Raw genomic sequence first — 25,865 nt, 5'->3', positions numbered from 1 at the left:
AGATATTGATCAGGATTCTGGATCTGAGGGTTGAGTGTTGACACTTGATTGATTGCCGCCTTGATGGTGGTTTTTATTATGAAACATGCGACAAAAAGAATGTTGGGTTTTAAGAGGACCGAATACGAATTGGTTGCTACTGGAATCAAGGTCGCTGAGGTGTCATTGAGTTCGACAAGTGACACAGTTATCGAGTATGACCGCATTGGAAGAGACCAGGGAGTTTTTAAGAGACAGGAATTTAAACTGCTCGGGTTATCGATTTTTTTTGCTGTCCTGTCGATATTGATGGCGGTGCTTGTGATGGGTGAGGGACATGTGGAGCATTCGGCATGGGCGGTATGGCTGGTGGTTTCGGTTTCGTTTTATCTGTGGTTTTCGACGACGAGGAGAGAGGGGATTGTGTTCGCAAGCGATTACGGACGTCTGCATATAGAAGGTGCGCCGAAGCAGCTTGACTCGTTTGTCGCAGAACTGTCCCAGCGTAAGGCTGCCTATATTGAGGATCGTGCAAAGCGTCGATTTGAGACCATCGACAAGCTGGAAGCAGAACGATATTTGCTAGCATTAGAGGACGGGGGCGTGATTACTCCAGTTCAGCACAAGTCACTTCGCTCATCGGTATTGCAAATTACCGAGAGTGGCCCTGTGGGATTTGGGCAATATGGTGATGTATGAACTGGTTCGTTGGGATTTAAGCGGGGGCACTGTCTACCCAGAACGAGCCCTCTGACGTTGGCTGCTACTTTATTTGTGACCTGAGTGTCGCTGACATTTTGACTGCGTCGGGAATTTGATGGGCTGGAGCCCGGCGGTCCCAGGGCGAAAAAAAGCGCCCCGGGGTGGCCGGGGCGCTTGACGGACTGAACTGGAACTGAAGGTTTAGACTTCGGCGAGTTCGAAACCTTTGCGGTAGACGTCGCCTTCGTTGATTTTGTTGGCTTCTTCAGCAAATTCACCTTCGAATTTGTAGGTGTCGGGATTGAAGGTGAGCCAGGGGCTGAGGAGGGCCTGATCGGTGTCGGCGTTGATCTGGTTGGCGGCGAGGTTGGCGACGAAATCGTCGAAGGTTTCCTGGCCGGCTTTGTCGCCCTGGAGGCGTTCCTTGATTTCTCCGGTGCTGGTTTTTTTGCCAATGCGATAGGCAATGTTGGCCATGTGGGCAAGGGCGGCGCAATGGAAACCGTGACTGACGTGCAGATTTGGGTCGATCAATTTGCCTTCCTTGATGGAGGCAAAGAAGTTTTTCATGTGGTTGGGGCCGTCACGAATTTCGAACTTCTGATCATTAAATTTGCCTTCGGCGTCGTAGGCCTTGGATTCGGCCACATAACCGCCTTCGCAATGGATGATGTTGCCGATGCGGATGCCTTTGTAGGCGGGCTCGAAACCTTTCTGCCAGTTCATGTCGGCGCGGGGGAGACCGCGGTTGTCGAAAAGGATCGGGGTTTTGCCGTCGCCGTAATCGTAGAAGGCGAGCTGGTTGTTGGCGGTTTCGCCATCGTCGTCATATCCCCAGCGGTTGCCGAGGCTCATGACCTTGAGCGGAAGTTTGTCGGGGCTGCCGAGAGCCCAGCGGGCGACGTCGAGCTGGTGAGGACCCTGGTTGCCGATGTCGCCGTTGCCGTAAGCCCACTGCCAATGCCAGTCATAATGGAACTGTTCACGCATGATCGGGGTGGTTTCGCGAGGACCGGCCCAGAGGTCGTAGTTGACGGTTGAGGGGGCGTCCTGAGGTCCGCTGACCTTGCCAATGCTCTTGCGGGCCTTGTAATTGACGCCGCGGGAAAGGGTGGTTTTGCCGAGAGCACCGGATTTCACGTATTCCATGGCGGCTGCCCAGCCGAGGTCGGAGCGGCGCTGCTGGCCGTGGACGAGGATGAGTTTGCCTTCGATTTTTTTGGCGGCTTCGAGGAGTTTGACGCCTTCGGGGATGTTGTGACAGACGGGTTTTTCAGCGAACACGTGTTTGCCTGCGGCGAGAGCGGCAAGGGTGATGACGGTGTGCGTGTGGTTGGGGGTGGCGATGGTGACCGCGTCGATTTCCGGATCTTCAATGAGCTTGCGGTAGTCGCTGTAGGTTTTGACTTTGATGTCTTTCTTGGCGAGTTTCTCGACCTGTTTGTCCATGACATCGGAGTCAACGTCGCAAAGGGCAACGAGGCGGACGCCTTCGTTTTGCAGTCCGAGAATGGTGTTGATGTGTCCTGCACCGCGGCTTTTGAATCCGATCACGGCAACGCGAATGTCGCCATTGGCTCCGGCGGCGCGGGACCAGGTGGGAAGGGCAAGGGCGGTGCCTGCGTAGAGGGAGGAGCGCAGCAGGGTGCGGCGGTTGATGTTGTTCGTCGTTGTTTTCATGATTCGGTTGGTAAGGATGGGACGGGGCGGAAAATTGTGGTTTGCACTACCGGGCGGCCTGATCGTGAACCGCGGGTAGCTTGAAGAAAACGGAGTTGGAGGGGCAGGCTTTCACATTTATCCGGTTTCGCTTACCTGGGAGGGAAGAAAACCGACTGAAAATCTAGCGTGGGCTGACATGATGAGCTTTTCGCGGGAAATTGAAAAGGAAAAAGTTGGCCTTCTGATTGCGAGAAAGGGTTGGTGTTGAGGAGATGGTCGGCTGGAAGGGGATTTGTTGATGGATCACAATCGCTGAGTAGCAATTCCGGGGTTGCGCCCTGCCACTTGGGCACTATCCTGCCCGTCCATGTTGGAACCCCGCTTTTTGCTCAATTTAGGTATCCGTCGCTGGCTGGCCATTGCGGCGCTGGTTTTGTCTGTTCTGGCCGTCGTTTCCGGCACGTCGCATGCTCAAAGTGTGATTGCTGTGGATGTCTACAACAAGAAGATTCACATGGAGCGGGGGGCTTCCGTGAAGCGCCCGGTGGGTGGTCTTGCGAAAGTGGCGACGGCGTTGGTGGCATTGGACTGGGCGGATGTGACGAAAGTTCCTTTAAACACGCTGGCGACGGTTTCTCCGGCGGCTTTGCAGATTGCGGGAATGAACACCATGGGTTTGCAGCCGGGCGATCAGGTGACGCTGCGTGATTTGTTGTATGCGACGATGATGACGTCGGACAACGTGGCAGCGACCGCCTTGGCGGCTTTTGTCGGGCAGGATATTCTGGGGCGTCGTGGACGTGGCGGTGATCCCATTGCGGCTTTTGTGACGGAGATGAACAAGCTGGCGGCTCGTGAAGGGATGGCTAACACGCGGTTTACCAATCCGCATGGGTTGGAGAACAGCCGGACCATGCCGCTTTCGACGGGGGCGGACATGGCGAAACTGGCGATGTATGCGGTTTCGCGGGCACCGTTCCGATTTTACACGACACAAAAAACGCGCGCCATCACCATTGTCCGCATGGGGCAGCCGCAGCCGATGACGTTGCAGAACACCAATGCCTTGCTGGGGGTGGGTTCGATTGACGGCATGAAAACCGGCAACACGCCGCAATCGGGCGGGTGCATCATTGCGACGGAGGAGCGGCAGGGCACCTTGATGAAAAATGCGCAGGGTCAGCAGGTGCTTTATCGTCACCGCATGGTGGTGGTGGTGCTGGGTTCGGCTGATCCGTTCGGCGAGGCGCGCGGTTTGCTTCAGCAGAGCTGGAATGCGTATGACAACTGGTTGCGCCAGGGGCGTCCGGTGACGAATCGGCAGGAACTGCTGGCCAGCTTCGAATAGATCTTTTCTCCCAAACGACAACACACACTCAAACACATCTCAACACAGAACTTACTCCCAAAACCTATGCGCATCGGTATTCTTAACAGCGGCGGCGATTGTCCAGGACTTAATGCAGTGATTCACGGGGTGGTGGGAGCGGCTACCGAACTGGGCTGGGAGGTGATTGGATTCCGCAATGGATTTGAGGGGCTTCTTCCCAACGGTCCGGGGCACATGAAACTCGATACGGAGAAGACGCTGGGCATTTTGAGCCTCGGTGGAACGATTCTCGGGACCACCAACAAAGGAAATTTTGCCGCCAAAGTGGGCGCGGACAGCACCATTGCCAAAGTGCCCAAGGACATCATCGAGCAGGCGCGCGTGACCATCAAATATCTCGGCATTGAGGCTTTGATCGTGGTGGGCGGCGACGGTTCTTTGACGACCGGTTTGCAGCTTTGCGAAGAAGGAATCCCTGTGGTGGGCGTGCCGAAAACCATCGACAACGATTTGCAGGCCACGGCGATGACCTTCGGTTTTGACTCGGCGGTGGGCATGGTGGTGGAGGGACTGGATCGCCTGCGCACGACGGCGGAAAGTCATCAACGCGTGATGGTCGTAGAAGTGATGGGACGGCATGCTGGCTGGATCGCGCTGCATGGCGGCATCGGCGGTGGCGCGGATGTGGTGTTGATTCCTGAAATTCCTTTTGAGATCGAAAAAGTGGCGGGGCATGTGAATCATGTGTTTGCCAGCGGTCATCGCAGTGTGTTGATCGTGGTGGCCGAAGGCGCGCATCTTGAAGATGGCAAGCTGATGGGCAAGGAAGAAGGTCGTGCCAACCAGCAGATGTTGCTTGGCGGGATCGGGGTGCATGTGGCGCGTCAGGTTGAAGAGATGACCGGACACGAAACGCGTGACGTGCGCTTGGGTCACCTTCAGCGTGGCGGTTCTCCGACGGCTTTGGATCGTATTTTGGGCACCCGGTTTGGGGTGAAGGCGGTTTCGCTGATCAAGGACAAGCAATTTGGCCGGATGGTGAATTACCAGAGCTATCACGTGGGTGATGTGCCGATTGAAGATGCGGTGAACAAACTGCGTTTGGTGCAGCCGGACAGCGAAGTGGTGATGGCGGCGCGCGCGGTGGGCATCAGTTTTGGTGATCGCTGATTCTGCTGGTTTATTGCACGGCTTGAGTTAGGGTGAGCGTTCTTATGGAACGCTTACTCGAATTGCTGAGGGGGAATGCCCGGCTCAGTGTGGAAGAAATTGCGGTCAGTCTTGGACTGACGGCGCTGGAGGTTGCTAAACGGATGACGGAGCTTGAAGCGGCCGGAGTCATCCTTGGTTATCAGGCGGTGGTGGACGGCGAAAAGCTGGGGCCACGTGGGGTGACGGCATTGATCGAGGTGCGGATCACGCCTGAAGCGGGCGGTGGGTTTGACCGGATTGCCAAGCGCATTGCGCAGTATGATCAGGTGCGCAGTTGTTATTTGATGAGTGGTGGGTATGACCTCGCCTTGATGGTGGAGGGAACCGATCTTTATGATGTGGCGCGTTTTGTGGCAGAAAAGTTGAGCACGCTGGATGTGGTGCTTTCGACGGCGACGCTTTTTCAACTGCGCGTGTATAAGCACGACGGTTTTGTGTTGAACACCGATCTCCGTGAAGACCGGCTCCCTGTATCGCCATGAGCCTGCCGCACAAGATGAATCTGGAAAACAAACTTTCGCGGCAGTTGAGCGGGATTCCGCGCTCTGGCATTCGCGATTTCTTTGAACTGGTGATTGGTCGCTCCGATGTGATCTCGCTGGGCGTGGGGGAACCTGACAAGGCGACTCCGTGGCCGATCCGCGAGGCGGCGATTCGTTCATTGGAAAAAGGACAGACGAGCTACACGAGCAATCTGGGGCTTGAATCCCTGCGCGTTGGGATCAGTGGTTATGTCGAAGAGCATTTCGGCGTGAGCTATGATCCGAAGAAGGAGATCCTGGTGACGGTGGGCGTCAGCGAGGCGTTGGATCTGGCGTTTCGTGCGGTGCTGGACCCGGGTGATGAGGTGATTTTCCATCAGCCTTGTTATGTGTCGTATGGTCCGACCATCACGATGGCCTACGGTGTCGGGGTGCCGATCAACACGCGGTTGGAGGACAACTTTACGCTTCGTGCGGAAGATGTGGAGAAGGCGATCACTCCGCGCACCAAGGTGATTGCGTTGAACTTTCCAACCAATCCGACGGGCGCGGTGGAGCCGCCGGAGGAGTTGGAGAAGATCGCGGCGTTGTGTGTGAAGTATGATCTCCTGTGTTTCACCGACGAGATTTACAGTGAGCTTTTGTATGATCAGGCGAAGCACGTGAGCATCGTGAGTTTTCCGGGGATGCGCGAGCGCACGGTGTTGTTGCATGGTTTTTCCAAGGCCTTTGCCATGACGGGATGGAGGTTGGGTTATGCCTGCGCTCCTCCGGTGTTGCTGGAAGCGATGATGAAGATCCATCAATATTGCATGCTGTGTGCTCCGATCACCAGTCAGATTGCGGCGATCGAAGCCTTAAAACTCGGAGCGACGGCCTATGAGCCAATGCGTCAGAGTTATGAAGAGCGGCGCAATTTTGTGGTGAAGCGGCTCAATGAGATGGGTCTGAACTGTTTCAATCCGGGCGGGGCGTTTTACGTCTTTCCCGATGTGAGCTGCACCGGGCTGACGGGGCGTGAGTTTGCCTTACAGCTGCTGGAGGAACACAGTGTGGCCGTGGTGCCAGGCGAGGCTTTTGGGCCGAGCGGGGCGACTTGTGTGCGCTGTTGTTATGCGACGGCTCCCGACCTCCTGGTGAAAGCCATGGATGCGATGGAGATCTTTGTGAAGAAACATCGCAAGTAGGGCAAACGATGGCGTTCTTGCGTCGGTATCTTCCGAGTCCGGCGGTGGCCCATGTGCTGCCGCTGGTCTTGTTCATGTTGATCAGCTCGGTGCTGCCTTTGGTGAAGGTGGAGAACGAGATGCTGCCGTGGTGGCGGTTTGCGCCGGAGCATTGGTTGTATCCGCTGCAGGTGGTGGTGGTGGGTGGATTGTTGATCTGGTTGTGGCCGCGTTTTGAGTTCAGACCGGTGCGCGGACTATGGCTGGCGACCGTGCTGGGGGTGGTGGGGATTGTGTTTTGGCTATTGCCAGCATTTGCGTATCAGAAGTTGGTGGCGGGCGGTGTGGAGGTGCCGGAGTGGGCGTCCTGGTTTGGCTTGGCAGCGAGGGAAGAGGGGTTCACGCCGGAGGTGTTTGAGGGGCAGCCATGGGCGCAGGCGCACACCTTGGTCTGGCGATTTTTGCGCATGGTGGTGATTGTGTCGTTGGTGGAGGAAATTTTGTGGCGCGGGTTTTTGATGAGGTATGTGCAGGCGGACGGTGGCGATTTTCGCAAGGTGCCGTTTGGTCAGCACAGTTGGGCGGCGTATGGGGTGGTGACGGGGTGTTTCATGCTGGCGCACAATCCAGAGGACTGGTTGGGGGCGGCGTTTTTTGGAACGCTGATGTATGTGGTGGCGATTCGAACCAAGAGTCTGGCGGCTTGTGTGTGGATGCACGCGGTGGCGAATTTGCTGCTGGGGATCTACGTGGTGCTGACCAAACAATGGGGCTTTTGGTAATGGACCACTGACGTTTTTTCTCGACTCGGAGGGATGCGCTTTGCATGTTGTGGGCTAATGACTATGAAATCGCGACGTTCTTTTCTGGCTGGGTTTGCCACGGCTGCGGTTGCGGCGGGTTCATCAAATTTGTTTGGCCGGGACTTTGGGCCTGGGGCAGCACCGGTTGGATATCCTGATCCTGATGTGGTGGCGTTGGACCCGAGTTTTCGGAAATATATCGTGGGAAACACGCCTATTCAGCGATTGCACACGGGCTGCTTGTGGGCAGAGGGTCCGGCCTGGAACGGGACGGGGAATTACCTGGTGTGGAGCGACATCCCCAACAATGTCCAGATGCGCTGGCTAGGGGAGGACGGTCATGTGAGTGTGATGCGCAATCCCTCCAACAACAGCAATGGCAACACCTTTGATGGGCAGGGTAGGCAGATAAGTGCCGAGCATTTGACGCGTCGGGTGGTGCGATACGAAATGGACGGCAAGATGACGGTGCTGGCGGACAAGTTTGAAGGGAAGCGATTTAATGCGCCGAATGATGTGGTGGTGCATCCGGATGGCGGCGTGTGGTTTACGGATCCGGGTTATGGCAGCATGGGCGATTATGAGGGGCAAAAGGGGCCGCTCGATTTGAAGCCGGCGGTGTATCGGATTGATCCTGGGAACAAAGCGGTGACCAAGGTGACCGATGTGGAGGAGCGACCCAATGGGTTGTGTTTTTCGCCGGACTACAAGAAGCTGTATGTCGTGGATACGGGGAAGGAATCGAACATCAACGTGTATGACGTGGTGGACAAGGTGAAGGTGAACTTCAAGTCGAGGTTTGCGTCGATGCAATTGCACACGAGGGACAGCTTGCGCGATACCGTTTATCAAAGTGACCCGGAGCGGTATGACAAGATGTCGGCGGTGGAGCGGATGGAGTTTTTTGACAAGCTGGCAGCACCTGCACAGATGAAGGGCAAGGCCGGGGAACTGCAAAAGGCGTCGAGCGGCCGTGGCGGTTCAGACGGTGTGCGTTGTGATGTGGATGGTAACGTGTGGGCGAGCGCTGGCTGGGTGGGGGATGGATACAACGGCGTTCACGTTCTCAACCCGGAAGGTGATCGGATCGGTTTGATCAAGCTGCCGGAGACGGCGGGCAATTTGTGCTTCGGCGGGCCGAAGCGGAACCGGTTGTTTGTGGTGGCCAGCCAGAGTCTCTACAGCGTGTATGTCAACACGCGCGGGGCGCATTGGTGCTGAGCTGGAAATGTAGCAGACGAGGTGACGAGGCTCGTTTGTTGTTGGGGGGCGGGGCCGCTTGGAGGGGAAATTTGAGCCTCCTTACATCGGCTGCTACTTGGAATTTTTGAGGGCGGCGAGGACGTCGGCGGCTTGTTCGGCGGTGCTGGCCTTGGCATCGTGCCAGATGACTTTGCTGTCTTTAACAAGGAACGCCTGGCGGCTGGCCATGCCAACGAGGGGGATCTTTTTCACACCGAAGGCTTTGACGATCTTGCCATCAGGATCGGCGAGAAGGGTGAAGGGCAGGTTATACTTTTCGGCGAACTTTTTCTGGGAGCCCACATTGTCGGTGCTGACGCCAATGACCTGAACGCCTGCTTTGGTGAGGTCGGTGTAGGCGTCGCGAAGCGAGCAGGCCTGGGCGGTGCAGCCGGGGGTGTCGGCCTTAGGATAAAAATAAACGAGGGTGGTGCCTTTCGCGTAGACGTCGCTCAGTTTGACGGTTTTGCCATCCTGATCCTGGGCTTCGATGACGGGTGCGGCGTAGGGTTCGAAAGCCTTGGAGTCGGCGGCTGAGGCGTTGGAGCTGAAGAGGGACATGGTGAGGAGAAGGGGTAGGAGGGAAAGTGTTTTCATTATGGTAGGTGGTATGACTGATTCGTCTCCCACCCCTTCTCCAGATTCACGCTTGGAAACTATTCACTCAAGGGATTGAACTGCCTTGATGATGTCGATGGCCTGATCTTCGGTGCTGGCTTTGGGGTCGTGCCAGACGACTTTGCCGTTTTTGATGATGAAGGCCTGACGGGTGGCCATGCCACGGTCGTTTTTGGTGACGGCGAAGGCGTCGATGACTTTGCCTTCTGGATCAGCGAGCAGGGGATAGGGGAAGTTGTATTTGTCGGAGAATTTTTTCTGGGCTTCGACGGTATCGGCGCTGACGCCGATGACGCTGATGCCGGCTTTGGCAAGGTCGGCGTGGGAGTCACGCATGGCACAAGCCTGTTTGGTGCAGCCTGGGGTGTCGGCTTTCGGGTAGAAGAAAACGGCGACGTAGGGGGTTGCCTGGTAGGTCTCGGCCAGTTTGACGGTTTTGCCGTTCTGGTCGGTGGCTTCGATGGCCGGCGCGTCGACCGGAGGATCGATTTTGACGCCCTGACCGGCGTGGAGGGAGGTGGCGGCGACGATGGACATGGCGGATATGAAGGTGAGGAATTTTTTCATCGTCGCGATGCTAGCGTGAAGTGTTGAAGGTGTCCATAAGGATGGAAGTGGGACGTGGTATTGCGTGACTACGGGATTCCATGTATGCATGCCGGGTGCACGAATTTGCTTCCTCTTTGATTGATCGAAAAGCGCGTGGCGAGAAGCTCGCCATGCTGACCGCGTATGATTATCCGATGGCCCGCTGGCTTGACGAGGCGGGGGTGGATTTGATTTTGGTGGGGGATTCGTTGGGCATGGTGGTGCTGGGAATGCAGGACACGACCGGGGTGACGATGAGCATGATGTTGCACCATGCGGCTGCGGTGCGACGTGGGGTGGAGAAGGCGTCGGTGGTGGTGGATTTGCCGGCGGGGAGCTATCTGACTCCCGATATGGCGGTTCATAATGCCCGTCGTTTGGTGGCGGCCGGAGCGGATGCGGTCAAGCTCGAGGGAGGGATGAAGGTGATTGGTCAGGTGCGCGCGATCGTGGAGGCGGGGATTGCTTATGTGGGGCACATCGGCATGCTGCCGCAGAGTGTGCTGCACGAGGGGGCATACAAGAAGAAGGGCAAAACGGATGAGGATGCGGAGCGGTTGATGGAGGATGCGCTGGTTTTGCAGGAGGCGGGGGCGGCCTGCATTGTTCTGGAGAGCATGGTGCCTGAAGTGGCGGAGAGGATCAGCAAGGCTTTGAAAATTCCGACCATTGGCATCGGGGCGGGTCCAGACTGTGATGGGCAGGTGCTGGTGACGCCAGATTTGGTGGGGGGATTTCCCTGGTTCAAACCGCCCTTTGCGGAATCGCGGGCGAATGTGGCGATGGAGGTGACGCGCGCGGTGCGGGAGTATGTTCGAAAGGCTAAAGGCTAAAGGCTGAAGGCTAAAGGATGAAGGATGAAGGATGAAGGCTCTTTTGACTTGAGAAACGGGTCGGTAGAGAGCAGAACTGGAGAGGCGAACTTTGAAGACCGACGCAACGTCGGTGGTCCGATGAGGCCCGACGTGATGTCGGAAATTCACTGGGAGTGCCGACGTGTCGTCGGCAAAACGGATGCTCAATCAGCAAGACAAACTCCAATCTCAGGCGGCGCGATGGCGACCGAGGCCAAGTAGGGGAAGGCGCTGGAGATTGCGCACGATGGCTTCGGCGTTGTAGACGGAGACGAGCACAAGGGCACCGGTCATGTCGGCGATGAGTGAATTACGGAAAAAACTGAGGGTGCTTGGGTAACCGGGAAGGCCGGTGGTCAGCGCCTGAACCCAGGTGGCTCCGCTTTTTTGGATGTAACCGGGATCGACCCACCAGCTGAGGGTGTTGGTGACCAGATAAAAAAGCCCGCTGCATGCGAGGGTCCCAAGCAGGGTGTCGATGATGCCGACTTTACCCCGGAGCCGCGAACCGGCCCAGGCGGCGAGCGCATAGCAAACGTAGAGGGCAAGGACTTCGAATCGACCGTTGGCGTGCTGCCACATCACGGAACCGAAAACGATCCAGTCGATGGCCAGCAGCAAAATGGCCCAACTCCACCAGGGGAGGTTGCGTGGGAAAACGATGGCACCGGCGAAGGCGAAGGCGACGAGAGGGGAGAAATTGCCCAGAGTGGGAGGGAGAATGCCGTTGTGCGAGAGCACCCGGAGAAGCAGCGCGGCAAGCATCAGGCATAGTGGCAACCAAATGGAGGAGGCCGTCGAGGATGATGGATGCTGAGCAAATTTCATGAGGTTCAAAGAAGCGCCATTCATGCCGATGTGACAAGTCGAAAAATTTGTCTATGTTTGAAATAGACAAGCGGCTTGGCCGGGGTTATGCGGGTCTGGTGTTCCAGTCGGAACCGTTCAATATTTACCAACACCACGAATGTATCGAAAGTTTTTATCTGGTTTGCTGTCCGTTCTTGTTTTTGCCGGTGCCATGGGGGGGAGCCATGCGGCAACGATGGTTCATTATGTGGTGATTCAGGAGCAGAAGGACGGGGTTCTCGGTAAAACGCAGGCGTTCAAAGTTGAATATGACACCGCCATCGTAGCGACATTGGACAACAATCCTGCGGTCCCAGATGACAGTCAGGACCTGCTAAATTTTATCTTCGGTATTCCCGCAAGCAGTTCTGGTCCGGGCTACAGCCACGTCGCGGGAGATGCCACCAACAACGCGAAGTATTTCAACTTCGGCGGCAACTTGGGATTTTCCGTTCGTGGGTTCGTGATTAACGGGGATCCCATCATTTTGGCTCCGGTGGGATTTGACGGGAATTACTGGGCATCGTCGGTGCATCTGGGGGGATATGACTACATCGATTTCGATGACGGTCCATTGAGCGGGAACTACACCGGCACAGGGTGGGAGTATGGCCGGTCAGGTCAAACGGGGCGGTTGTTGGGCAACAACAGCATCGATGCATATGTGTATGGTGACGGAAGCGCCTTCCCGACTCTTACGGTCAGTCAGATTTATGGGTTAAATTACCAGCTGTTTGCCTCTGGAGCCGGATACACGATTTCGTATCTTGTGCCGGAACCGGGTCGGGCGATGTTGCTATTGGCAGGGCTGGTGATGGTGGTGGGGTATGGTCGTCGTAGGGTGATTTGATTGTTTAAATCCATGAAGACAGTCGTTGGCGTTCAGAACAGACTTGAAAGAAACTGCCGCGAGGGTGCCTTCACGCTTGTTGAGCTGCTGGTATCCATCACGATCTTTTTGATCGTTTGCACGCTCGGATTCTCCGGTGTGAAATTCTACAAAGGGCTGGCGAGCAAGTCGGTATGTTCATCGAATCTGCGGCAGCTGGCTGCGGCGACCAACATGTATTGTGCGGATCACATGGGATTTTTCTTCCCGTATGTGACTTATGGTTCCGATGGCTCGAGGACCTGGTATTTTGGGAAAGAGAACAGTCCGCCGGGGACAGCAGAGGGAGATCGGGATTTGGACAAGGAAGCGGGGCCGCTGTATGAATACATTCAGGCTGTGGGGAGCATTGAGATGTGTCCGGGTTTCGACTACGGGAGCGCGGTTTGGAAGGAAAAGTTCAAGGGGGCCAGCTATGGTTATGGCTACAACTGGTGGCTCGGTGGGCGATCGACGGGCAGGGTGTTGATGAACGTGGCGAACATCAAAAGCGGGGCGCGGACCATGCTTTTCGGGGATTGCGCCCAGGCCAACACCTTTCAACCACCTGCGAGTGCTTCCAACCCGATGTTGGAGGAGTTTTACATCATTGACCAAACGGAGCGGACCGTTCACTTCAGGCATGCCAACAAGGCAAACATCCTGTTTGTGGATGGTCACGTGGAGTCGTTTGACGTTTTTCCCGGAACTGAAGTTCGCAAAGTGGAGGGAGAGCTGCTCGGACGCATCACGGCAAAGGGCAGCATGGAGTATCTTAAATGATGCTGCATAACTCGTTCTAGTAGAGTTATTGATCTACTAATGAGAGTAAATCTCATTTTCATGTTGATCTAGATGGGCGGCTAAGGTAGGAGTAGGGGGTAACCTTTTATTCATCCGTCATGAACGCGATCAAGCGCTGCCGTCCTTTGCTGGGAACCTTTGTTGAAATTGAGATCTGCGATGCTGAATTGCCGGAGCGGGTGCTTGGCGATCTGGCAGAGATCGCGTTTGGACGAATTGCCAGGGTGCAGTCGCTCATGAGCTTCAGCGATCCGGCGAGTGAGCTTTCGCGATTGAACGCGTGCGGTCATTTGCATCCATTGTCGATCAATGCGTGGACGCGGGACGTGATTGCCGAGGCGCAGCGGCTGGGCAAGGCGAGCGAGGGGGTTTTTGATATTGCAGTGGCTCCGACCACGGACAGTTGGGGATTGCTTCCGCATCTGCATGTGAGGCAGAAGCATGAGGAGGAGGAGGCGACGTTTAGGGATGTGATTTTGCATCACGATGGCCGGGTAAGTTTTCGCCGACCACTGCGCCTGGATGTGGGTGGATTGGCCAAGGGTTTCGCGATGGACAAGGCGGCGGAGATCTTGGTGGATGCGAATGTGGGCAGTGCAAAAATTTCCGCCGGCGGGGATCTGCGTTATGTGGGGAAATGGCCGAAGTTGCTGTCGTTGCGTGATCCAACGGCCACGGCGAAGTTGGACCGGAGGTTGTCGGCCAAGGTGACGGGACCTGCGGTGGCGACTCGCGCGGCGTATTTTGCCAATCGGTGCCATCACTGGCGCAAGAGCAGCCATATCTTGCATCCGCTGACGCAGAAGCCCATGCGCTCGAACGTGAGTGTCAGTGTGTTTGCCCAGAGCTGTGTGCAGGCAGAGGCGCTGACGAAGGTGGTGCTTCTTGATGAACCGGATTCGTGGAAGGCGCTGCTGAAAAAGGAGCGTGCGACGGCGGTGTTTGTGACGGCGAAGGGCGAAGTGGTGCCGTTCTTGTCAGCGGCGTGAGGGAAGTCGGAATTGCGATCGGCCAGGAGGGTTGGTTACAAGCGCGCGGAAGGGCGGCGGCGGAGGCAGATGATGACCGACAGGCTCAGCAGACCGAGGAGTGAACGGGAAGGTTCGGGAACGGCGGAGAGATTGAGGGTGGGCCGAATGGCCGCGTTGCCGTTTTCTGACGAGGCGAAGCTGATGGACGGACCGGCATCACTTTGGGCGGTGCCGACAATGATCAGCGTGAGCGTGTTGTCGGCCTGCCTATAGTTGTCCCAGTCAGCAAACGAAACGGAGATGGGACTGCCTGAGGCATAGCCGGCAGGCAGGGTGTTGAAGTTGCCGAGAAACGTGGTGGCGGTATTGGAGAGGTCGAAGGTGCCGGTGCCGAGTCCGGGGCTGTTTGCCCAGTTGATGGTGCTTTCCGTCCATGCGGCTCCCCCGGTGTTTAGGGCATAGAGGGCAAAGGAAAAGCTGGTGGGGGGATTGGAGGCGGTAGTGACGGAGGTGAGGGTGAGATCGGCAAAGTTGCCTTCGGCGATGGTGTGGCCGGTGAGGTCAAACTTGAGATAGATGGTGCGGGCGTTTCCCTGGGAGGGTGCGGGGCCTTTGATGGTAAGTGAAGCGTTGCTGTCCTGGATGGCGGTGGGGGTGCCTTTCCAGATGAAGTTGTCTTCGATAAGCGTGACGGCGGCCTCGGTGCGATGCGGCAGCAGCAGCACTGCCAATGCTGCGGCAAGCAGGAGGGGAGATGAGTGCCTGGCCATATCTAAGGGGAACATCTCGGCTGCGCTGCGTCAAGCCTGATGTGAAGTGAGCGGGACTAGTTGTTGGCCAATACGATCAGCGTGAGCAGGATGAGTGCGCCGATGACGACGAGCATGACCTTGATCCAACTGATGGGGTATTCGCCGCCGATTTTGCCGGTGCTACCGTTGACGGTGACCTGATAGCTCTTGGTGCCGTAGTTGTAGGTGAGCAACCAGACGGGAAGCAGGACGTGCTTGAAGGTTTGGGCGCTGTATTCGGCTTTGACCTGGAGGTTGCGCTGGGTGTCGCCGGGAACGGCCTGGGAACACATGGAACGCACGGCGTCGTTCATGCGGGCGCGGGATGCGTTGGCGGAGGCGACGAGATCGATCTGATATTGTTCCACCACCCAGCCGGAGATGTAACCGGGATCATAAGGTGTGAGTTTTTCCGTGGTGGGGAAGGGCTCGATCTGACGCAGGAGTTTTTCGTGAACGCCACGGGAGGCAGGGATGAGAAGGTCGTCAAAAAAATGCTCAAGGCTGCCGCTGGCGCGGGTCCAGCGAACCTGGCGCTGGGATTCGCCTTTGGAGTTACGGGTGTAATAATACGTGCCGGAGTCAGCAGTCCAATCAGCGGCGGCATGGGCGTCGAAGGTCCAGTAGGGGAGATAGATGCCGCGCAGGGTGTCGGTGAGGGCTTTATTTTTGAGGTTGTTGGGGGCGAACCAGTGGCTGCCATACCATTGACGGATCTGTTCGCGCACGGTGGTGTCGGGAACGGTGAAAGGCAGCAGTCCGGTGGGTCGGATGGGGGCCTTGATGTCATCGACACTGATCATCGATGAGGAGCCGCAGAAGTCGCAGCGCTGGGCGACGCGGACATTGTCAAAAACGGAGATGGCCTGACAGCTCTGACATTTGACGGAGGTTTTGGCGGCCTCCCAGCCACGCTGGTCGTCGGGAATGGAGCGCAGAGCGAGCGTGAGGTCGTTTTCCTCGATGAGGCTGCCGTCTTTGCTGAGTTCGGCGGCGGATTCGGTGCCGCAATAAGGGCAGACGAGTTTGTGTTTGGAGGAATTCCAAACCGCCTCGCCTCCGCAGGCGGGGCAGGGGAACTTGTTGAGGGCGGTGACTTCGGACATGGCCCAAAGGGAAGTTTCAAGTGTTCAGTTGGAAGTTTAGGGCCTCCCGTATCGGCCTTGAAGGCTGATCGGGAGACGATAAACTGAAACCTTGAAGCTTTAATCAATGACTGAGGAACTCGTCCAAGGCGGCGCGGGTGATGCGGTATTGACTGCCGATCTTCCGGGCCTTGAGATCACCGGCTTCAACGCTGGCGATGACATCGGCTTCGGTGACGCCAAGGGATTGGGCCACCTGACCGGGAGTGAGGATGTCAATCGCCGGAACACCGCCCGACGCTGCTGCTGCTGGAGCAGGGGCTCCGGGAGCGGCACCTGGAAGTGGAGGAGGAGAACCTCCGCCAGGGGAGAGGTTGGTATTTTTCATCATCTCCTGGGCCATGGCGAATCCAATCGCCATTTCGGCAGGAGCACCGGCTCCGCCCTGACCGCTGGCCATGCCTTCAGCCATCTGGTATTTGACGTAGTCGTTGAGGTTGCCGATGGCGCTCATGCTCGAGCGTTTGTCGATGGCGGCCTCGACTTCAGGCGGCACGCTGGCGTTTTCGAGGATGAAGCTGGGGAACTCAATGCCGTATTTGACCTTCAATACAGGATTGATGATCGGCAGCAGGGCGTCGCCGAGTTCAGTGTAGCGGGTGGCGAGGTCGAGGACGGGGATTTTGGATTGCGCGATGGCTTCGCTGAACACGGAGACAATGCGGGAGCGCATGGTGTCGGCGAATTCGTCGAGGCGGAACTGGTGGTCGGAACCGGCGACTTCCTTGAGGAAAAGCGGGACGTCGACGACGCGGAAATCGAAGGTGCCGAAGGCGCGCACGCGGACGATGCCGAAGTCGGCATCGCGCATCATGATGGGATTGGAGGTGCCCCATTTGTTGCCGGTGAAGAGGCGGGTGTTGACGAAATAGATGTCGGCTTTGAAGGGCGATTCAAATCCGTATTTCCAGCCTTTGAGCGTGGAAAGAATGGGAATGTTGTCGGTGACAAGGCTGTGTTTGCCGGGGCCGAAGGTGTCGCCAAACTGGCCGAGGTAGAGGAACTGGACAGTTTGCGATTCGCGCACGATGAGCTGGGCGCCGCGTTTGATCTCCTTGTCTTCGTCGGGATAGCGGAAGGTGATGGTGTCGCGGGAGTCGTCCTCCCACTGGATGATTTCGAGGAACTGGCCTTTAAGGTAATCGATGATGCCCATGGTGTGCGATGAAGTTGGGGAGTTGATTGAGTGGATCAGGGGTGATTGTCTAAATTGGCTGCCGTTGTGACTGCGGTGGAGGAACTTGGTTCAAATTTTTCCTGACGCAGGTAAATTTTTTGGGTTGAACATTGATGTCAGGCGCCGGGCAGTTTGAGATGAGTGCGGAGGAACTGAAAGATGCGAAGCAGGTGTTGGTCCTGATCCTTGCCAAAGGTGCCATGAGTGGCGTCAGAGATGCGGAGGTAATCGACCATGGCTCCTGCTTCGCGGAGTTTTTTGGCCATGACGTCGGCTTGTTCTACTAACACGAGGGTGTCGGCTTCGCCGTGAAGAAGTTGCAATGGGGGGAGAGGTTTGTCCTTGCGGACGTAATTGATGGGGCTGGCATCGCGGTATTGGTCAGGGACTTGATCAGGGTTTCCGCTGAGAAAGGATTCGAGCATGCTGCGGACGGCGGGTCCTTCTTGTGCGCTTTGTTTGACGCTGCTGGCATAACCGAGGGTGAGATCGTAAGGACCTGCGATGCCAACGGCGGTGCAGATTTGGGAGGAATGAGTAGGATGACCTCCGGTGCCTTCAAATGATTTTTGGTCGGGAGTGACGGCCAGCAAGATGGCGAGATGAGCACCGGCGGACATGCCGATGGCCCCAATGCGGTTCGGGTCGATCTGGTATTGGTCGGCGTTGGCCCGCAGCCATCGAACCGCGCATTTGACGTCTTCAATTTGAGCGGGAAATTTTGCTTGGGGTGCGAGCCGATATTGGATGCTGATGCAAACGACGCCCGCATTGGCAAAGCCAAATAACAAGGGGTGTAGACTGGAGCGGTCACCGCTTATCCAACCGCCGCCGTGGATCACGACAAGCGCAGGAGCTTTGCCGTCGATCTTTTTGGGGCGGGCCAGATCAAGTTTTAGATCATCATCGCCGCCTTTACCGAACACGATGTTCGGCTCAAACAGGATGGTATCCGGTGGCTTGGGTTTGTCAGCGTGGGTTTTTGATAAGACGAACAATCCCGCCAACGCAGAGAGCGCGATGCAGACAAGGAGAAAGCGGCGGCGCTTTGGCATGATTTTCTAACTATCCACCGAACGTATAGGCAGGGACGCCGGTGGCACCGGGGCGGGTGACGTAGAGGTGTTCGCCGGAGGTGATGTAGAGGTCGCCGAGGTCTTCGCCGCCGAAGGCACAGGCGGTGACGTTATCGTCGTTGGGGACGACGATCTCCTGGAGGACGCTGCCGGTTCGGGGATTGATGCAACGGATGGTGCCTGCGCGGCAGAAGGCGATCCAGAGGTTGTCGTCGCTGTCGATGGTCATGCCATCGGGATTGCCGCTGAGAGAGGAGGTGTCGAAGGCGATGCGCTCGTTGGTGATGGTGCCGGTGTCGAGGTCGTAGTCGAAGGCGAGGACGTTTTTCCTTGGGGTGTCGATGTAATAAAACGTTTTGGTATCGCTGGTCCAGGCGAGGCCGTTGGAGTTGGTGACGCCTTTGAGTTTGGTGCTGAAGGTGAGTTCAGGATCGAGGCAGTAGAGGGAGGCGACGGGTTGGCGCGGGCTGTTGAGGTCGATAGTGCCGGCCCAGAAGCGACCGGCGGGATCGCATTTGCCGTCGTTGAAGCGGGTGTGGTCGATGTCGGCTTCCGGATCGCCGATGGGGCGGATTTCGCCGGTGACTTCGTCAAGGAAGGCAAAGCCGCTGGCTCCGGCGATGACGAGGCCGGTGGAGCCGCGGGGAACGACGGTGCCGACGCGTTCGCCGGTGGGCCAGGTTTTGACGTGATTGGTGGAGGGGGTGTAGCGCAGGACCTGGTGGCCTTCGATGTCGACGTAGTAGAGGGATTCTTTGTGCCAGATGGGGCCTTCGCCCCATTGGGTTTTGGGTGTGGGAAGAGGGGACATCTTGAAAGGATAAAGGATAAGGGCTAAAGGCTAAAGGATTTTTGGCGGCTGTGCCGCTGGGTTTTTGGGCAACAGGCAGAATGCCTGTTGGACTCACAGGCTGGAAGCCTATGTTACTGCTGATAGAGGATGCGTCCGCATTGTTCGCAATGGGTGATGCACTGATTGGCCCGGAGGCTTTGGATGGTGCCGGAGACGACGCGGACGTGGCAGCCGCCGCAAATGCCTTCGCTCATCGGGACGACGGCATCACCGCCTTTGCTTTTGATGAGTCGGTCGTAGAGGCTGAGGGTGGTGGGGTCGACGGGTTTGATGAGGTCGAGACGCTGGGTGTTGAGTTCAGTGAGACGGACTTTGATGGCCTCCGCGCGTTCGTGCAGGGCGGTGAGTTCTTCGTCGATGCTTTTTTGGGTGACGGCGAGGGCGGCCTGGGCGGCGTGGAGGTCGGGTTTGATGGTGTCGAGTTGTTCCATCAGCTCAAGTTCCTGGTCCTCGAGATTGCTGACGTCTTTTTCATAACGTTCCACTTCGTGGGCGAGGGCACGGAACTCTTCGTTTTTGCGGGTGGCGAACTGCTGGTCCTTGATGCGGGTGATGCTGGTGCGGCGGGTTTGCACGTCGAGTTCAACGGACTTGATTTTGAGTTCGACGACGCGCATGCGATCGTGGGCGGCGTTGACGGCGGCGGTTTCGTTCTCGAGGCGGCTTTTGGCATAGAGTTCGAGACGGGGAATGTCTTTGAGGTCTTTGCTGAGGGAGCGGATGCGCTGGTCGCAATCTTGAAGAACGAGGAGGTCACGGACGAGAGGAAACATAGAGAAAGGATAAAGGATAAAGGCTAAAGAATAAGCCTGAAACGGGTAGGAACTAGCGGCTGTTTTTGCGGTTGCGGACGATGGTGGTGAAAATGGCGATGAGTTCGGTGCTCTCGGAATGGAGAGGCGTGATGATGGTGGGTTTGGCCTGGCTGGATTCCAGGAGCAGCTCCAACCAATAGCGCGTTTCTTCGAGTTCTTGTAGGGCTACTTCGAGTTTGCTGACGAATTCGGCATCAGAACGGGAGCGGGAAGCTTCGCGATAATGCGATCCGACGGAGGTGCCGGAACGAAGGATTTGGCGGCCAAGGACTCTGGCAACTTCGGTGGGAGGAAGAGAGGTGTAACCGTCGATGATGTCGAGCGCGAAGCGTTTGGTGCGGGCACCAAGGTTGTCTGCGGGTAGGTCTTCTTTGTCCTTCATCTTTTCGCTTTCGGCTCTATTCAGTATAGCTCGACGGGGGAGCGTTTGCCGTCTTCGACGCTGAGTTGGCTGGCGAGAGTTTCGCCGAGGGTGTCGACGCGGAGTTGCCAGATGGCTTCGTTGATGGCTTTGAATTTCTCGAGGGTGAAGTGGTCGGGTTTGGGGAGTTTCTTTTTGAACTTCTCCATGCGGATGAGGGCGTCGTGGACGGTGGGGTTGGGGAGGGCTTCGAGATGGATTTTGGCTTGCTCAACCATTTCGAGGCGGTGACAGATCATGACCATGTCGTTGCCGGCTTTGATGGCACCTTGGATGGCCTGTTCAAACGTGACTTCGTTGAGGATGGCTCCCATGTCGAGGTCGTCGGTGATGGCGAGGCCATCGAATCCGAGTTGATCGCGCAAAAGTTTTTGCACGATGTTGTGCGAGAGGGAGGCGGGGAGGCGCTCGTTTTCGGGATCGTAAGCCTGATAATTGGCATGGCAGGTCATGACGGAGTCGAGCTCGGGCATGAGGGCGGTGTAGGGGACGAGCTCGGTTTCGAGGAGCTGTTCTTTGGACTTGGTGATGATGGGGAGGAACTCATGAGGGTCGCATTCGGCGGGTCCATAGCCGGGGAAGTGTTTGGCGCAGCTGAGGGTGCCTGCTTTGCGCATGGCGCGGTTGAAGATGCCGGCGTTGGTGATGACTTGCTGGGCGTCGGTGCCGTAGGTGCGGCCTTTGAGGGAGTTGTCGGCCTGATCGTCGTAGCTGATGTCGAGGACGGGGCAGAGGTCGAGGTTGATGCCGAAGAGGCGCAGGATCTGACCGGTGAGTTTGCCGTGCCGGTCGATGAGGGCGGGATCGTTTTTGTCGCGCAGTTGCTGGGCATTGGGGGGTTCGTGACCAATGTAACGAAGGCGGGAGACGCGTCCGCCTTCCTGGTCGATGGTGATGATGGGTTCGACGAGAGAGAGATCGCGCAAGTCGTCGCAGAGTTTGCGGAGCTGCTGGGGGCTTTCGAGGTTGCGACTAAAGAGGATGAAACCGCCGGGTTGAAGTTTTTTGAGGCGGGCGGCGGTGGCGCTGTCGAGTTCGGTCGAAGGAATGCCGGTGAGAAGGAGTTGGCCGATTCGTGAGTCGTGGATGGACATTGGGGGGAGAGTAGAAGGGAAAAGGCGAAAGTGAAAAGGGAAAAGTGCGGGCGGCTGTGATGAGGGCACAAAAAACGGCGGGTGAATGAACACTCGCCGTTTTGCAGGGATTTGGGGTTTGGTTTTGGTTTTGGGGTGGCTAGTTGCCAAAGATGCGGCCGAGGACACCGGGAAGACGTGGACGGTCGTCTTTTTTGCGGTCGTCGTGGCGATGATCATGATCATGATCGTGACGATCGTGTCCGCGGCGGGGGCTGGCAGCGGCGTAAATGCGATCGCGTTCTTGATCGACTTGTTTAACAAGGGAGCGAACGGTGTAGAAGTCGTTGCGGACGCGTTCGCTCAAGCGGACGTTGGATAAGGCGTCGCTCAATGAGGAGTAGGAGCGGCGAAGCATGGCGACGTCTTCCTGGGCACGGCGGGAGCCACGTTCGGCATCGACATTGACGCGCAAGGAGTGGGCGCTGGACTCGAGGTTCTTGGCGGCCTGGAGGAAGCGCATCTCGGAACGAGAGGAGGTGTGCTTGTGGCGATGGCTCGAGAGGCTGCGCTCATAGGACTCAACGAGCTGATGGGCGGCGGCGTCGAGACGGACCACGGAGGACGGGGTGCGATCTCCGGGACGGGCCTCTGCGCTGACAAGGCTGACGGCTTGAACAAGAAGGGCACCGATGGCGCCGCGGAAGAAGAGACTGGATACTGACATGGATTTCATGATGGGATGCATTGTTATATGCGGTTGATGAGATGACCGTGGTCGGGGTTTTATTCAAACGACGGAAGTTTTTCTTGCAGGTGCGATAGTAAGGTTAGGTGCAGAGGGGGATGAAGTCGAGGTGTTTGGACTCCGGCCTAAGTGGTGTCTCGCCTCAGGGCTTGCGATCGCAGTCAGAAAGGGGGGGCTGGAATGCGGTTTCCTCTCGGGGAAGAGACTTTTTATCTGGGAGGAGGAAGTTCGGAGTGGTAGATTAGCGGTTGGAGAAAATCTTATGAAGAACAACTGCAATCGATGGGTCGTTTTTGGTTTGCTCGCGATAGGAATGTTGGTCGGGATGGGGGCGGGATATTTTGTGGGAAAGGGGGACCGGGTGGTTGAGGGAACGGTGAGTTTGGTTTCGCAACGCGAGCAGCAGATACGGGAAGAATTGGAGCTGGCGAAGTTGGAGTTGGTTAATGCCAATACTTGGATCAAAGCGCAGAATCAGGAACGGGAAAAGCGGGAGTTGCAGTGGGAGAGGATGAGGAACAGCGGGGGGATTTCAGTAGCCAAGCTTTCGGCCATCAAGTTGCACTTTAATGATTTGCAACGGGAGGTGGCTGAGGGGCGGTTTAAGGGGCTGGCGCTGACCCCGGCCTATCAAGAATTGCGGGTAATTTTTGATCACCCGGATTTTGACAATCTGGTGCGGCTGAATGATTTGACGATGGAGTAGTGGGAATCTATGAGGCCGAGTTATCGGTTCCCGGCGCGACGTGAGAATGTTGCGAGGGGCGTTTGGGCGTCCCTCGAATTGAATTGGAGCCTCCTTACGTCGGCTGCTACTTATGACAATCTTGCGGTGATGTCTTGTTCGATGGCGGACCAGAGGGCTTTGAGGCTGGCGGGGACTTTCTGTTTGGCGGCGGCGAGTTCCTCGGTGGTGAAGGGATCGCCGGATTGGGGGATCTGTTTGCCGTAGAGGTAATATTTGATTTTGGGTTCGGTGCCACTAGGACGAACGGCGAAGGCGCGACCGTCTTCGAGATAAACCCAGAGCATTTTTTCGGCAGGGATCGGGTCGCCTTCTTCGTCGAGATGTCCGCCTTTGCTGTAGTCTTTGACTTCGATGACCGGGCTGCCGTCGAATGTCGAAGGTGGGCTGTTGACGTAGGAGTCGGCGAGTTTTTGGATTTGAGCGGCACCCTGGGCACCTTCGAAGGTTTTGCTATGGCCGGTTTCGAGGAAATAACCGTAGGTGGCGTAGATTTCGTCGAGGAGTTCGATAAGTGATTTGCCCTCGGAGGCGGCGTAGGCGGCGACTTCGGCGAACATAACCACGGCGCCGTTGCCATCCTTGTCGCGGGTGAAGTCGGTGCCGAGGTAACCGTAGCTTTCTTCACCGCCGAAGACGAAGAACTGGCTGTGTTTCAGGCGGGCATCGCGAGTCTCGGCGTCGCTGAGGGTGCGGTATTTGGCGCGGATGTCGGCGGGAAGGGCCTGCTCGTATTTTTCGAGTTTGGCGCTGATGTATTTGAAGCCTGTGAGGGTGTTGACGACGTTGATGTCGTAGGCTTCGGCGATGGTGGACTGAAGTTCGGTGGTGACGAGGGTCTTGATGAAGACGGCGTGTTTTTTATTGGCGGCGTTGAGGATGCCGAGGTCGAAGAAGGTTTTGATGCGATACCAGCCGATCAAGGCACCGATCTGGTTGCCAGTGAGGAGTTGAATTTCGCCTTTGGGATTGCGGACACCGACGCCCATGCGGTCGCAATCCGGATCGGTGCCGATGATGATGTCCGCGCCTTCCTTGTCGGCAAGGGCGACGGCCATGGCGAGGGTGGGGGCGTTTTCAGGATTGGGCGAAGCGACGGTGGGGAAGCGTCCGTCCTGGATGTCCTGCTCAGGGACGGTGAGGAAGTTGAAGCCGAGTTTTTTCAGGATGCGTGGAACGAGAACGCCGCCGGTGCCGTGGAGCGCGGTGAAGACGATCTTGAGGTTTTTGGCTTTTTCGAGGAGCTGAGGTTGCAGCATGAGGGTCTCGACGCGCTTGAGGTAGATTTCGTCGGCTTCGGCACCGAGGATGGTGAGCTGGCCTTGTTCATCGGCGGGAAGCGGGGTGTAGGTCTCGCTGGTGATGGCGTTGACTTCAGTGATGATGCCGGTGGCGTGCGGTTCGATGATGCCGGCGCCGTCGGCGAAGTTGACTTTGTAGCCGTTGTCGTGGGCAGGATTGTGCGAGGCGGTGAGCATCACACCGGCGGTGGCGTGGAGGTCGCGCACGGCAAAGGACATTTGCGGGGTGGCGCGGGGTCCGTCGAAAAGGAAGACGTCGCAGCCGAGTTCGGTGGCGATTTTGGCGAAGCGGTTGGTGAACTCGGTGGCGAAGTGGCGGGTGTCGTGGGCGAGGACGAGTTTGGGTTTGCCGGGGAGGCTGGATTTTTTCTGGTAGTTGTGGCAGTAGGCGACGAGGCCCTGGGTGGCGCGCGAAATGTTGTATTCGTTCATCGCGTTGGTGCCGACGCAGGCGAATTCAGGGCGCTGGGAGGGGTCGCCGCTGCCGAGCTCGGCTTTGGTGGCGATTTTGCCGATGGTGCGTCCGCGCAGGCCGCCGGTGCCAAATTTGAGGCTGGTGAAGAAGCGGTCGTTCAGTTCGGTCCATTCACCGGCTTCGGCGAGTTCGGTGATGCTGGCGAGGTAGACGGGATTGCTGCTGCCGGCGAGCAGGGCCTGGATATTTTTGAGGGAGGCTTCGAGCAGCTTGCCTTCGGTGACGGCTTGGGAAAGTTGGGTATCCAGGGACATGGTATATAGGTTGCGGTGGAGCGCGATTGTAGGAAGGGCGGTGGAGGATTGCAACCGCTATGCTTGGGGATGTTGGTTGTGCGAGCCTGGGAGAAGATTTCAGGTGGTAGGCTGGCGATCGCGGGAGGAGATCAGAGTTTGGCGCTGCGGGTGGCGAGAGAGGCGAGGAGGGGGGGCAAGAGTGCTGATTTGGTGGATGGCGTGATCAGTGGCGCGGCAATTCTGGGTGTAGATGAGGACGGTTTGGTTGATCTTGATTGTGCCGAAGGTTTTGGCGGCGATGGCGTGTGGAATGCTGCTGTCCTGGGTGCTGGTGAGTTCGCGCAGGGTGGCGATGAGGGTTTGGCGAGTCGTGGTGTCGAGAAGTTGCTGGGCTCGGGCGGGCTGTTTGCAGAAGACTTCGGAGGATTGGTCGAATGCGTCGTCACCGGTTTGGACCTGAGGTTCCGCAGGTCGGCGAGCTTGCGTCCAAAGAGGGATTTTGGGATGAATGCGGAGGATGTGGGGGGCTGGCGTGGGGAGGGTGAAGGTGAAGTGAACTCGGTGTGGGTTTGAAATGTTGTGGCGCTTGCGGGTGCTGAAGTGGCTGAGAAGGTGGGACGGCAGGCCGTGGAGTTCTCCTTCAGCGACGACCACGCCAGATTCAACGATGGAGGTGATGTTGCGCCATTGGGGGGCGCGGGCCGGGCTAAAGGTGGGGTGGAGGCCGAGTTTTTCGGCGGCGGTGGCGTCTTGCTGGAGGGCGAGTTTGCGTCTTTTGTTGCTGGCGAGGATATGGAAGGCGATGCCAATGATGACGGCGCTGATGATGAGAAGGGCCTGGGGAGTGAGGTAGTAGTTAAAGATGTGCATGATGGGGAA

The 25,865-nt window shown here is 57.2% G+C and carries 27 protein-coding genes; 12 read left to right on the top strand and 15 right to left on the bottom strand.

The features are described from left to right. The first annotated feature begins 48 nt into the window (after window positions 1-48). Window positions 49-678, top strand: coding sequence for a hypothetical protein (locus FEM03_RS22045; RefSeq protein ID WP_138088481.1), 630 nt, complete (start codon window positions 49-51; stop codon window positions 676-678). 204 nt (window positions 679-882) lie between these two features. Here the strand turns inward: FEM03_RS22045 and FEM03_RS22040 are convergent, their stop codons facing one another. After that, a complete protein-coding gene (locus FEM03_RS22040) occupies window positions 883-2,361 on the bottom strand; it encodes a Gfo/Idh/MocA family protein (protein WP_138088480.1) in 1,479 nt (492 codons plus the stop codon). A 349-nt stretch (window positions 2,362-2,710) separates the two neighbouring features. Between FEM03_RS22040 and FEM03_RS22035 the strand changes: the two genes are divergently transcribed. From FEM03_RS22035 to FEM03_RS22010, 6 genes are all read left to right on the top strand, one after another. Next, window positions 2,711-3,691 (top strand): D-alanyl-D-alanine carboxypeptidase family protein, encoded by a 981-nt coding sequence (locus FEM03_RS22035; RefSeq protein WP_138088479.1) that lies wholly within the window; start codon window positions 2,711-2,713, stop codon window positions 3,689-3,691. A 66-nt stretch (window positions 3,692-3,757) separates the two neighbouring features. After that, window positions 3,758-4,843, top strand: a complete 1,086-nt coding sequence (locus FEM03_RS22030) for a 6-phosphofructokinase (RefSeq protein ID WP_138088478.1) — start codon at window positions 3,758-3,760, stop codon at window positions 4,841-4,843. Between the two features lie 44 nt (window positions 4,844-4,887). Continuing rightward, window positions 4,888-5,367 (top strand): Lrp/AsnC family transcriptional regulator, encoded by a 480-nt coding sequence (locus FEM03_RS22025; protein ID WP_138088477.1) that lies wholly within the window; start codon window positions 4,888-4,890, stop codon window positions 5,365-5,367. Further along, a complete protein-coding gene (locus FEM03_RS22020) occupies window positions 5,364-6,554 on the top strand; it encodes an aminotransferase class I/II-fold pyridoxal phosphate-dependent enzyme (RefSeq protein ID WP_206171108.1) in 1,191 nt (396 codons plus the stop codon). Before FEM03_RS22025 ends, FEM03_RS22020 begins: the two co-directional genes overlap by 4 nt. 8 nt (window positions 6,555-6,562) lie before the next feature. Then, a complete protein-coding gene (locus tag FEM03_RS22015; RefSeq protein WP_138088476.1) occupies window positions 6,563-7,315 on the top strand; it encodes a CAAX prenyl protease-related protein in 753 nt (250 codons plus the stop codon). Window positions 7,316-7,378: 63 nt separating this feature from the next. Further along, complete coding sequence (locus tag FEM03_RS22010) at window positions 7,379-8,557, top strand: SMP-30/gluconolactonase/LRE family protein (protein ID WP_425501976.1); 1,179 nt, start codon at window positions 7,379-7,381, stop codon at window positions 8,555-8,557. A gap of 93 nt (window positions 8,558-8,650) precedes the next feature. Here the strand turns inward: FEM03_RS22010 and FEM03_RS22005 are convergent, their stop codons facing one another. Both FEM03_RS22005 and FEM03_RS22000 read right to left on the bottom strand, forming a co-directional pair. Continuing rightward, window positions 8,651-9,175, bottom strand: coding sequence for a peroxiredoxin (locus FEM03_RS22005; RefSeq protein ID WP_138088475.1), 525 nt, complete (start codon window positions 9,173-9,175; stop codon window positions 8,651-8,653). Between the two features lie 63 nt (window positions 9,176-9,238). Next, window positions 9,239-9,763: a peroxiredoxin gene (locus FEM03_RS22000; protein WP_138088474.1), complete on the bottom strand. Its 525-nt coding sequence runs from the start codon at window positions 9,761-9,763 to the stop codon at window positions 9,239-9,241. 116 nt (window positions 9,764-9,879) lie between these two features. Between FEM03_RS22000 and panB the strand changes: the two genes are divergently transcribed. After that, window positions 9,880-10,617 (top strand): 3-methyl-2-oxobutanoate hydroxymethyltransferase, encoded by a 738-nt coding sequence (panB, locus tag FEM03_RS21995; protein ID WP_240772873.1) that lies wholly within the window; start codon window positions 9,880-9,882, stop codon window positions 10,615-10,617. 210 nt (window positions 10,618-10,827) lie between these two features. Here panB and FEM03_RS21990 read toward each other — a convergent pair whose 3' ends face one another. Continuing rightward, the gene (locus tag FEM03_RS21990) at window positions 10,828-11,466 is read right to left on the bottom strand and encodes a DUF6580 family putative transport protein (RefSeq protein WP_338089890.1); all 639 of its coding nucleotides are present in this window, start codon (window positions 11,464-11,466) and stop codon (window positions 10,828-10,830) included. Window positions 11,467-11,605: 139 nt separating this feature from the next. On the opposite strand from FEM03_RS21990, the gene FEM03_RS21985 reads away from it, so the two are divergent. The 3 genes from FEM03_RS21985 (at window position 11,606) to FEM03_RS21975 (ending at window position 14,148) form a co-directional block, all read left to right on the top strand. Beyond that, a complete protein-coding gene (locus FEM03_RS21985) occupies window positions 11,606-12,337 on the top strand; it encodes a hypothetical protein (protein ID WP_138088471.1) in 732 nt (243 codons plus the stop codon). Window positions 12,338-12,349: 12 nt separating this feature from the next. Further along, entirely contained in the window at window positions 12,350-13,138 is a 789-nt protein-coding gene (locus FEM03_RS21980) for a prepilin-type N-terminal cleavage/methylation domain-containing protein (protein ID WP_138088470.1), read from the top strand. A gap of 119 nt (window positions 13,139-13,257) precedes the next feature. Next, window positions 13,258-14,148 carry an FAD:protein FMN transferase gene (locus FEM03_RS21975; protein WP_138088469.1) on the top strand — a complete coding sequence of 297 codons (891 nt, stop codon included), beginning with the start codon at window positions 13,258-13,260 and terminating at the stop codon, window positions 14,146-14,148. A gap of 35 nt (window positions 14,149-14,183) precedes the next feature. Here the strand turns inward: FEM03_RS21975 and FEM03_RS21970 are convergent, their stop codons facing one another. From FEM03_RS21970 to FEM03_RS21930, 9 genes are all read right to left on the bottom strand, one after another. Next, window positions 14,184-14,900 carry a DNRLRE domain-containing protein gene (locus tag FEM03_RS21970; protein WP_166443061.1) on the bottom strand — a complete coding sequence of 239 codons (717 nt, stop codon included), beginning with the start codon at window positions 14,898-14,900 and terminating at the stop codon, window positions 14,184-14,186. 56 nt (window positions 14,901-14,956) lie between these two features. After that, the gene (locus FEM03_RS21965) at window positions 14,957-16,027 is read right to left on the bottom strand and encodes a TFIIB-type zinc ribbon-containing protein (RefSeq protein WP_138088467.1); all 1,071 of its coding nucleotides are present in this window, start codon (window positions 16,025-16,027) and stop codon (window positions 14,957-14,959) included. 103 nt (window positions 16,028-16,130) lie between these two features. Next, window positions 16,131-17,222, bottom strand: a complete 1,092-nt coding sequence (locus FEM03_RS21960; RefSeq protein ID WP_138088466.1) for an SPFH and helix-turn-helix domain-containing protein — start codon at window positions 17,220-17,222, stop codon at window positions 16,131-16,133. 137 nt (window positions 17,223-17,359) lie between these two features. Beyond that, window positions 17,360-18,298, bottom strand: a complete 939-nt coding sequence (locus FEM03_RS21955; protein ID WP_138088465.1) for an alpha/beta hydrolase — start codon at window positions 18,296-18,298, stop codon at window positions 17,360-17,362. 10 nt (window positions 18,299-18,308) lie between these two features. Continuing rightward, window positions 18,309-19,130, bottom strand: coding sequence for an SMP-30/gluconolactonase/LRE family protein (locus FEM03_RS21950; RefSeq protein ID WP_138088464.1), 822 nt, complete (start codon window positions 19,128-19,130; stop codon window positions 18,309-18,311). Window positions 19,131-19,243: 113 nt separating this feature from the next. Beyond that, window positions 19,244-19,945: a zinc ribbon domain-containing protein gene (locus FEM03_RS21945; protein ID WP_138088463.1), complete on the bottom strand. Its 702-nt coding sequence runs from the start codon at window positions 19,943-19,945 to the stop codon at window positions 19,244-19,246. A gap of 52 nt (window positions 19,946-19,997) precedes the next feature. Then, window positions 19,998-20,369, bottom strand: a complete 372-nt coding sequence (locus FEM03_RS21940) for a four helix bundle protein (RefSeq protein WP_138088462.1) — start codon at window positions 20,367-20,369, stop codon at window positions 19,998-20,000. 20 nt (window positions 20,370-20,389) lie between these two features. Further along, window positions 20,390-21,502, bottom strand: a complete 1,113-nt coding sequence (gene nagZ / locus FEM03_RS21935) for a beta-N-acetylhexosaminidase (protein WP_138088461.1) — start codon at window positions 21,500-21,502, stop codon at window positions 20,390-20,392. Window positions 21,503-21,641: 139 nt separating this feature from the next. Continuing rightward, on the bottom strand, window positions 21,642-22,217 hold the full coding sequence (locus FEM03_RS21930; RefSeq protein ID WP_138088460.1) for a hypothetical protein: 576 nt from the start codon (window positions 22,215-22,217) through the stop codon (window positions 21,642-21,644). 274 nt (window positions 22,218-22,491) lie between these two features. On the opposite strand from FEM03_RS21930, the gene FEM03_RS21925 reads away from it, so the two are divergent. After that, a complete protein-coding gene (locus tag FEM03_RS21925) occupies window positions 22,492-22,935 on the top strand; it encodes a hypothetical protein (RefSeq protein WP_138088459.1) in 444 nt (147 codons plus the stop codon). 110 nt (window positions 22,936-23,045) lie between these two features. Here the strand turns inward: FEM03_RS21925 and FEM03_RS21920 are convergent, their stop codons facing one another. Continuing rightward, window positions 23,046-25,004, bottom strand: a complete 1,959-nt coding sequence (locus FEM03_RS21920; protein WP_138088458.1) for a phospho-sugar mutase — start codon at window positions 25,002-25,004, stop codon at window positions 23,046-23,048. Window positions 25,005-25,103: 99 nt separating this feature from the next. Then, window positions 25,104-25,856, bottom strand: a complete 753-nt coding sequence (locus FEM03_RS21915; protein WP_138088457.1) for a hypothetical protein — start codon at window positions 25,854-25,856, stop codon at window positions 25,104-25,106. Between the last annotated feature and the right edge of the window lie 9 nt (window positions 25,857-25,865).

The sequence above is a fragment of the Phragmitibacter flavus genome (genome assembly GCF_005780165.1).
Lineage (GTDB): Bacteria > Verrucomicrobiota > Verrucomicrobiia > Verrucomicrobiales > Verrucomicrobiaceae > Phragmitibacter > Phragmitibacter flavus.
This window is presented reverse-complemented; position numbering and strand designations above follow the sequence as displayed.

Bases quoted from the DNA above. Each gene is read 5' to 3' on its own strand.
- FEM03_RS22040 (WP_138088480.1), bottom strand. From the start codon at position 2,361: ATGAAAACAACGACGAACAACATCAACCGCCGCACCCTGCTGCGCTCC.
- FEM03_RS22035 (WP_138088479.1), top strand. From the start codon at position 2,711: ATGTTGGAACCCCGCTTTTTGCTCAATTTAGGTATCCGTCGCTGGCTG.
- FEM03_RS22030 (WP_138088478.1), top strand. From the start codon at position 3,758: ATGCGCATCGGTATTCTTAACAGCGGCGGCGATTGTCCAGGACTTAAT.
- FEM03_RS22025 (WP_138088477.1), top strand. From the start codon at position 4,888: ATGGAACGCTTACTCGAATTGCTGAGGGGGAATGCCCGGCTCAGTGTG.
- FEM03_RS22020 (WP_206171108.1), top strand. From the start codon at position 5,364: ATGAGCCTGCCGCACAAGATGAATCTGGAAAACAAACTTTCGCGGCAG.
- FEM03_RS22015 (WP_138088476.1), top strand. From the start codon at position 6,563: ATGGCGTTCTTGCGTCGGTATCTTCCGAGTCCGGCGGTGGCCCATGTG.
- FEM03_RS22010 (WP_425501976.1), top strand. From the start codon at position 7,379: ATGAAATCGCGACGTTCTTTTCTGGCTGGGTTTGCCACGGCTGCGGTT.
- FEM03_RS22005 (WP_138088475.1), bottom strand. From the start codon at position 9,175: ATGAAAACACTTTCCCTCCTACCCCTTCTCCTCACCATGTCCCTCTTC.
- FEM03_RS22000 (WP_138088474.1), bottom strand. From the start codon at position 9,763: ATGAAAAAATTCCTCACCTTCATATCCGCCATGTCCATCGTCGCCGCC.
- FEM03_RS21990 (WP_338089890.1), bottom strand. From the start codon at position 11,466: ATGAAATTTGCTCAGCATCCATCATCCTCGACGGCCTCCTCCATTTGG.
- FEM03_RS21985 (WP_138088471.1), top strand. From the start codon at position 11,606: ATGTATCGAAAGTTTTTATCTGGTTTGCTGTCCGTTCTTGTTTTTGCC.
- FEM03_RS21980 (WP_138088470.1), top strand. From the start codon at position 12,350: ATGAAGACAGTCGTTGGCGTTCAGAACAGACTTGAAAGAAACTGCCGC.
- FEM03_RS21975 (WP_138088469.1), top strand. From the start codon at position 13,258: ATGAACGCGATCAAGCGCTGCCGTCCTTTGCTGGGAACCTTTGTTGAA.
- FEM03_RS21970 (WP_166443061.1), bottom strand. From the start codon at position 14,900: ATGGCCAGGCACTCATCTCCCCTCCTGCTTGCCGCAGCATTGGCAGTG.
- FEM03_RS21965 (WP_138088467.1), bottom strand. From the start codon at position 16,027: ATGTCCGAAGTCACCGCCCTCAACAAGTTCCCCTGCCCCGCCTGCGGA.
- FEM03_RS21960 (WP_138088466.1), bottom strand. From the start codon at position 17,222: ATGGGCATCATCGATTACCTTAAAGGCCAGTTCCTCGAAATCATCCAG.
- FEM03_RS21955 (WP_138088465.1), bottom strand. From the start codon at position 18,298: ATGCCAAAGCGCCGCCGCTTTCTCCTTGTCTGCATCGCGCTCTCTGCG.
- FEM03_RS21950 (WP_138088464.1), bottom strand. From the start codon at position 19,130: ATGTCCCCTCTTCCCACACCCAAAACCCAATGGGGCGAAGGCCCCATC.
- FEM03_RS21945 (WP_138088463.1), bottom strand. From the start codon at position 19,945: ATGTTTCCTCTCGTCCGTGACCTCCTCGTTCTTCAAGATTGCGACCAG.
- FEM03_RS21940 (WP_138088462.1), bottom strand. From the start codon at position 20,369: ATGAAGGACAAAGAAGACCTACCCGCAGACAACCTTGGTGCCCGCACC.
- nagZ (WP_138088461.1), bottom strand. From the start codon at position 21,502: ATGTCCATCCACGACTCACGAATCGGCCAACTCCTTCTCACCGGCATT.
- FEM03_RS21930 (WP_138088460.1), bottom strand. From the start codon at position 22,217: ATGAAATCCATGTCAGTATCCAGTCTCTTCTTCCGCGGCGCCATCGGT.
- FEM03_RS21925 (WP_138088459.1), top strand. From the start codon at position 22,492: ATGAAGAACAACTGCAATCGATGGGTCGTTTTTGGTTTGCTCGCGATA.
- FEM03_RS21920 (WP_138088458.1), bottom strand. From the start codon at position 25,004: ATGTCCCTGGATACCCAACTTTCCCAAGCCGTCACCGAAGGCAAGCTG.
- FEM03_RS21915 (WP_138088457.1), bottom strand. From the start codon at position 25,856: ATGCACATCTTTAACTACTACCTCACTCCCCAGGCCCTTCTCATCATC.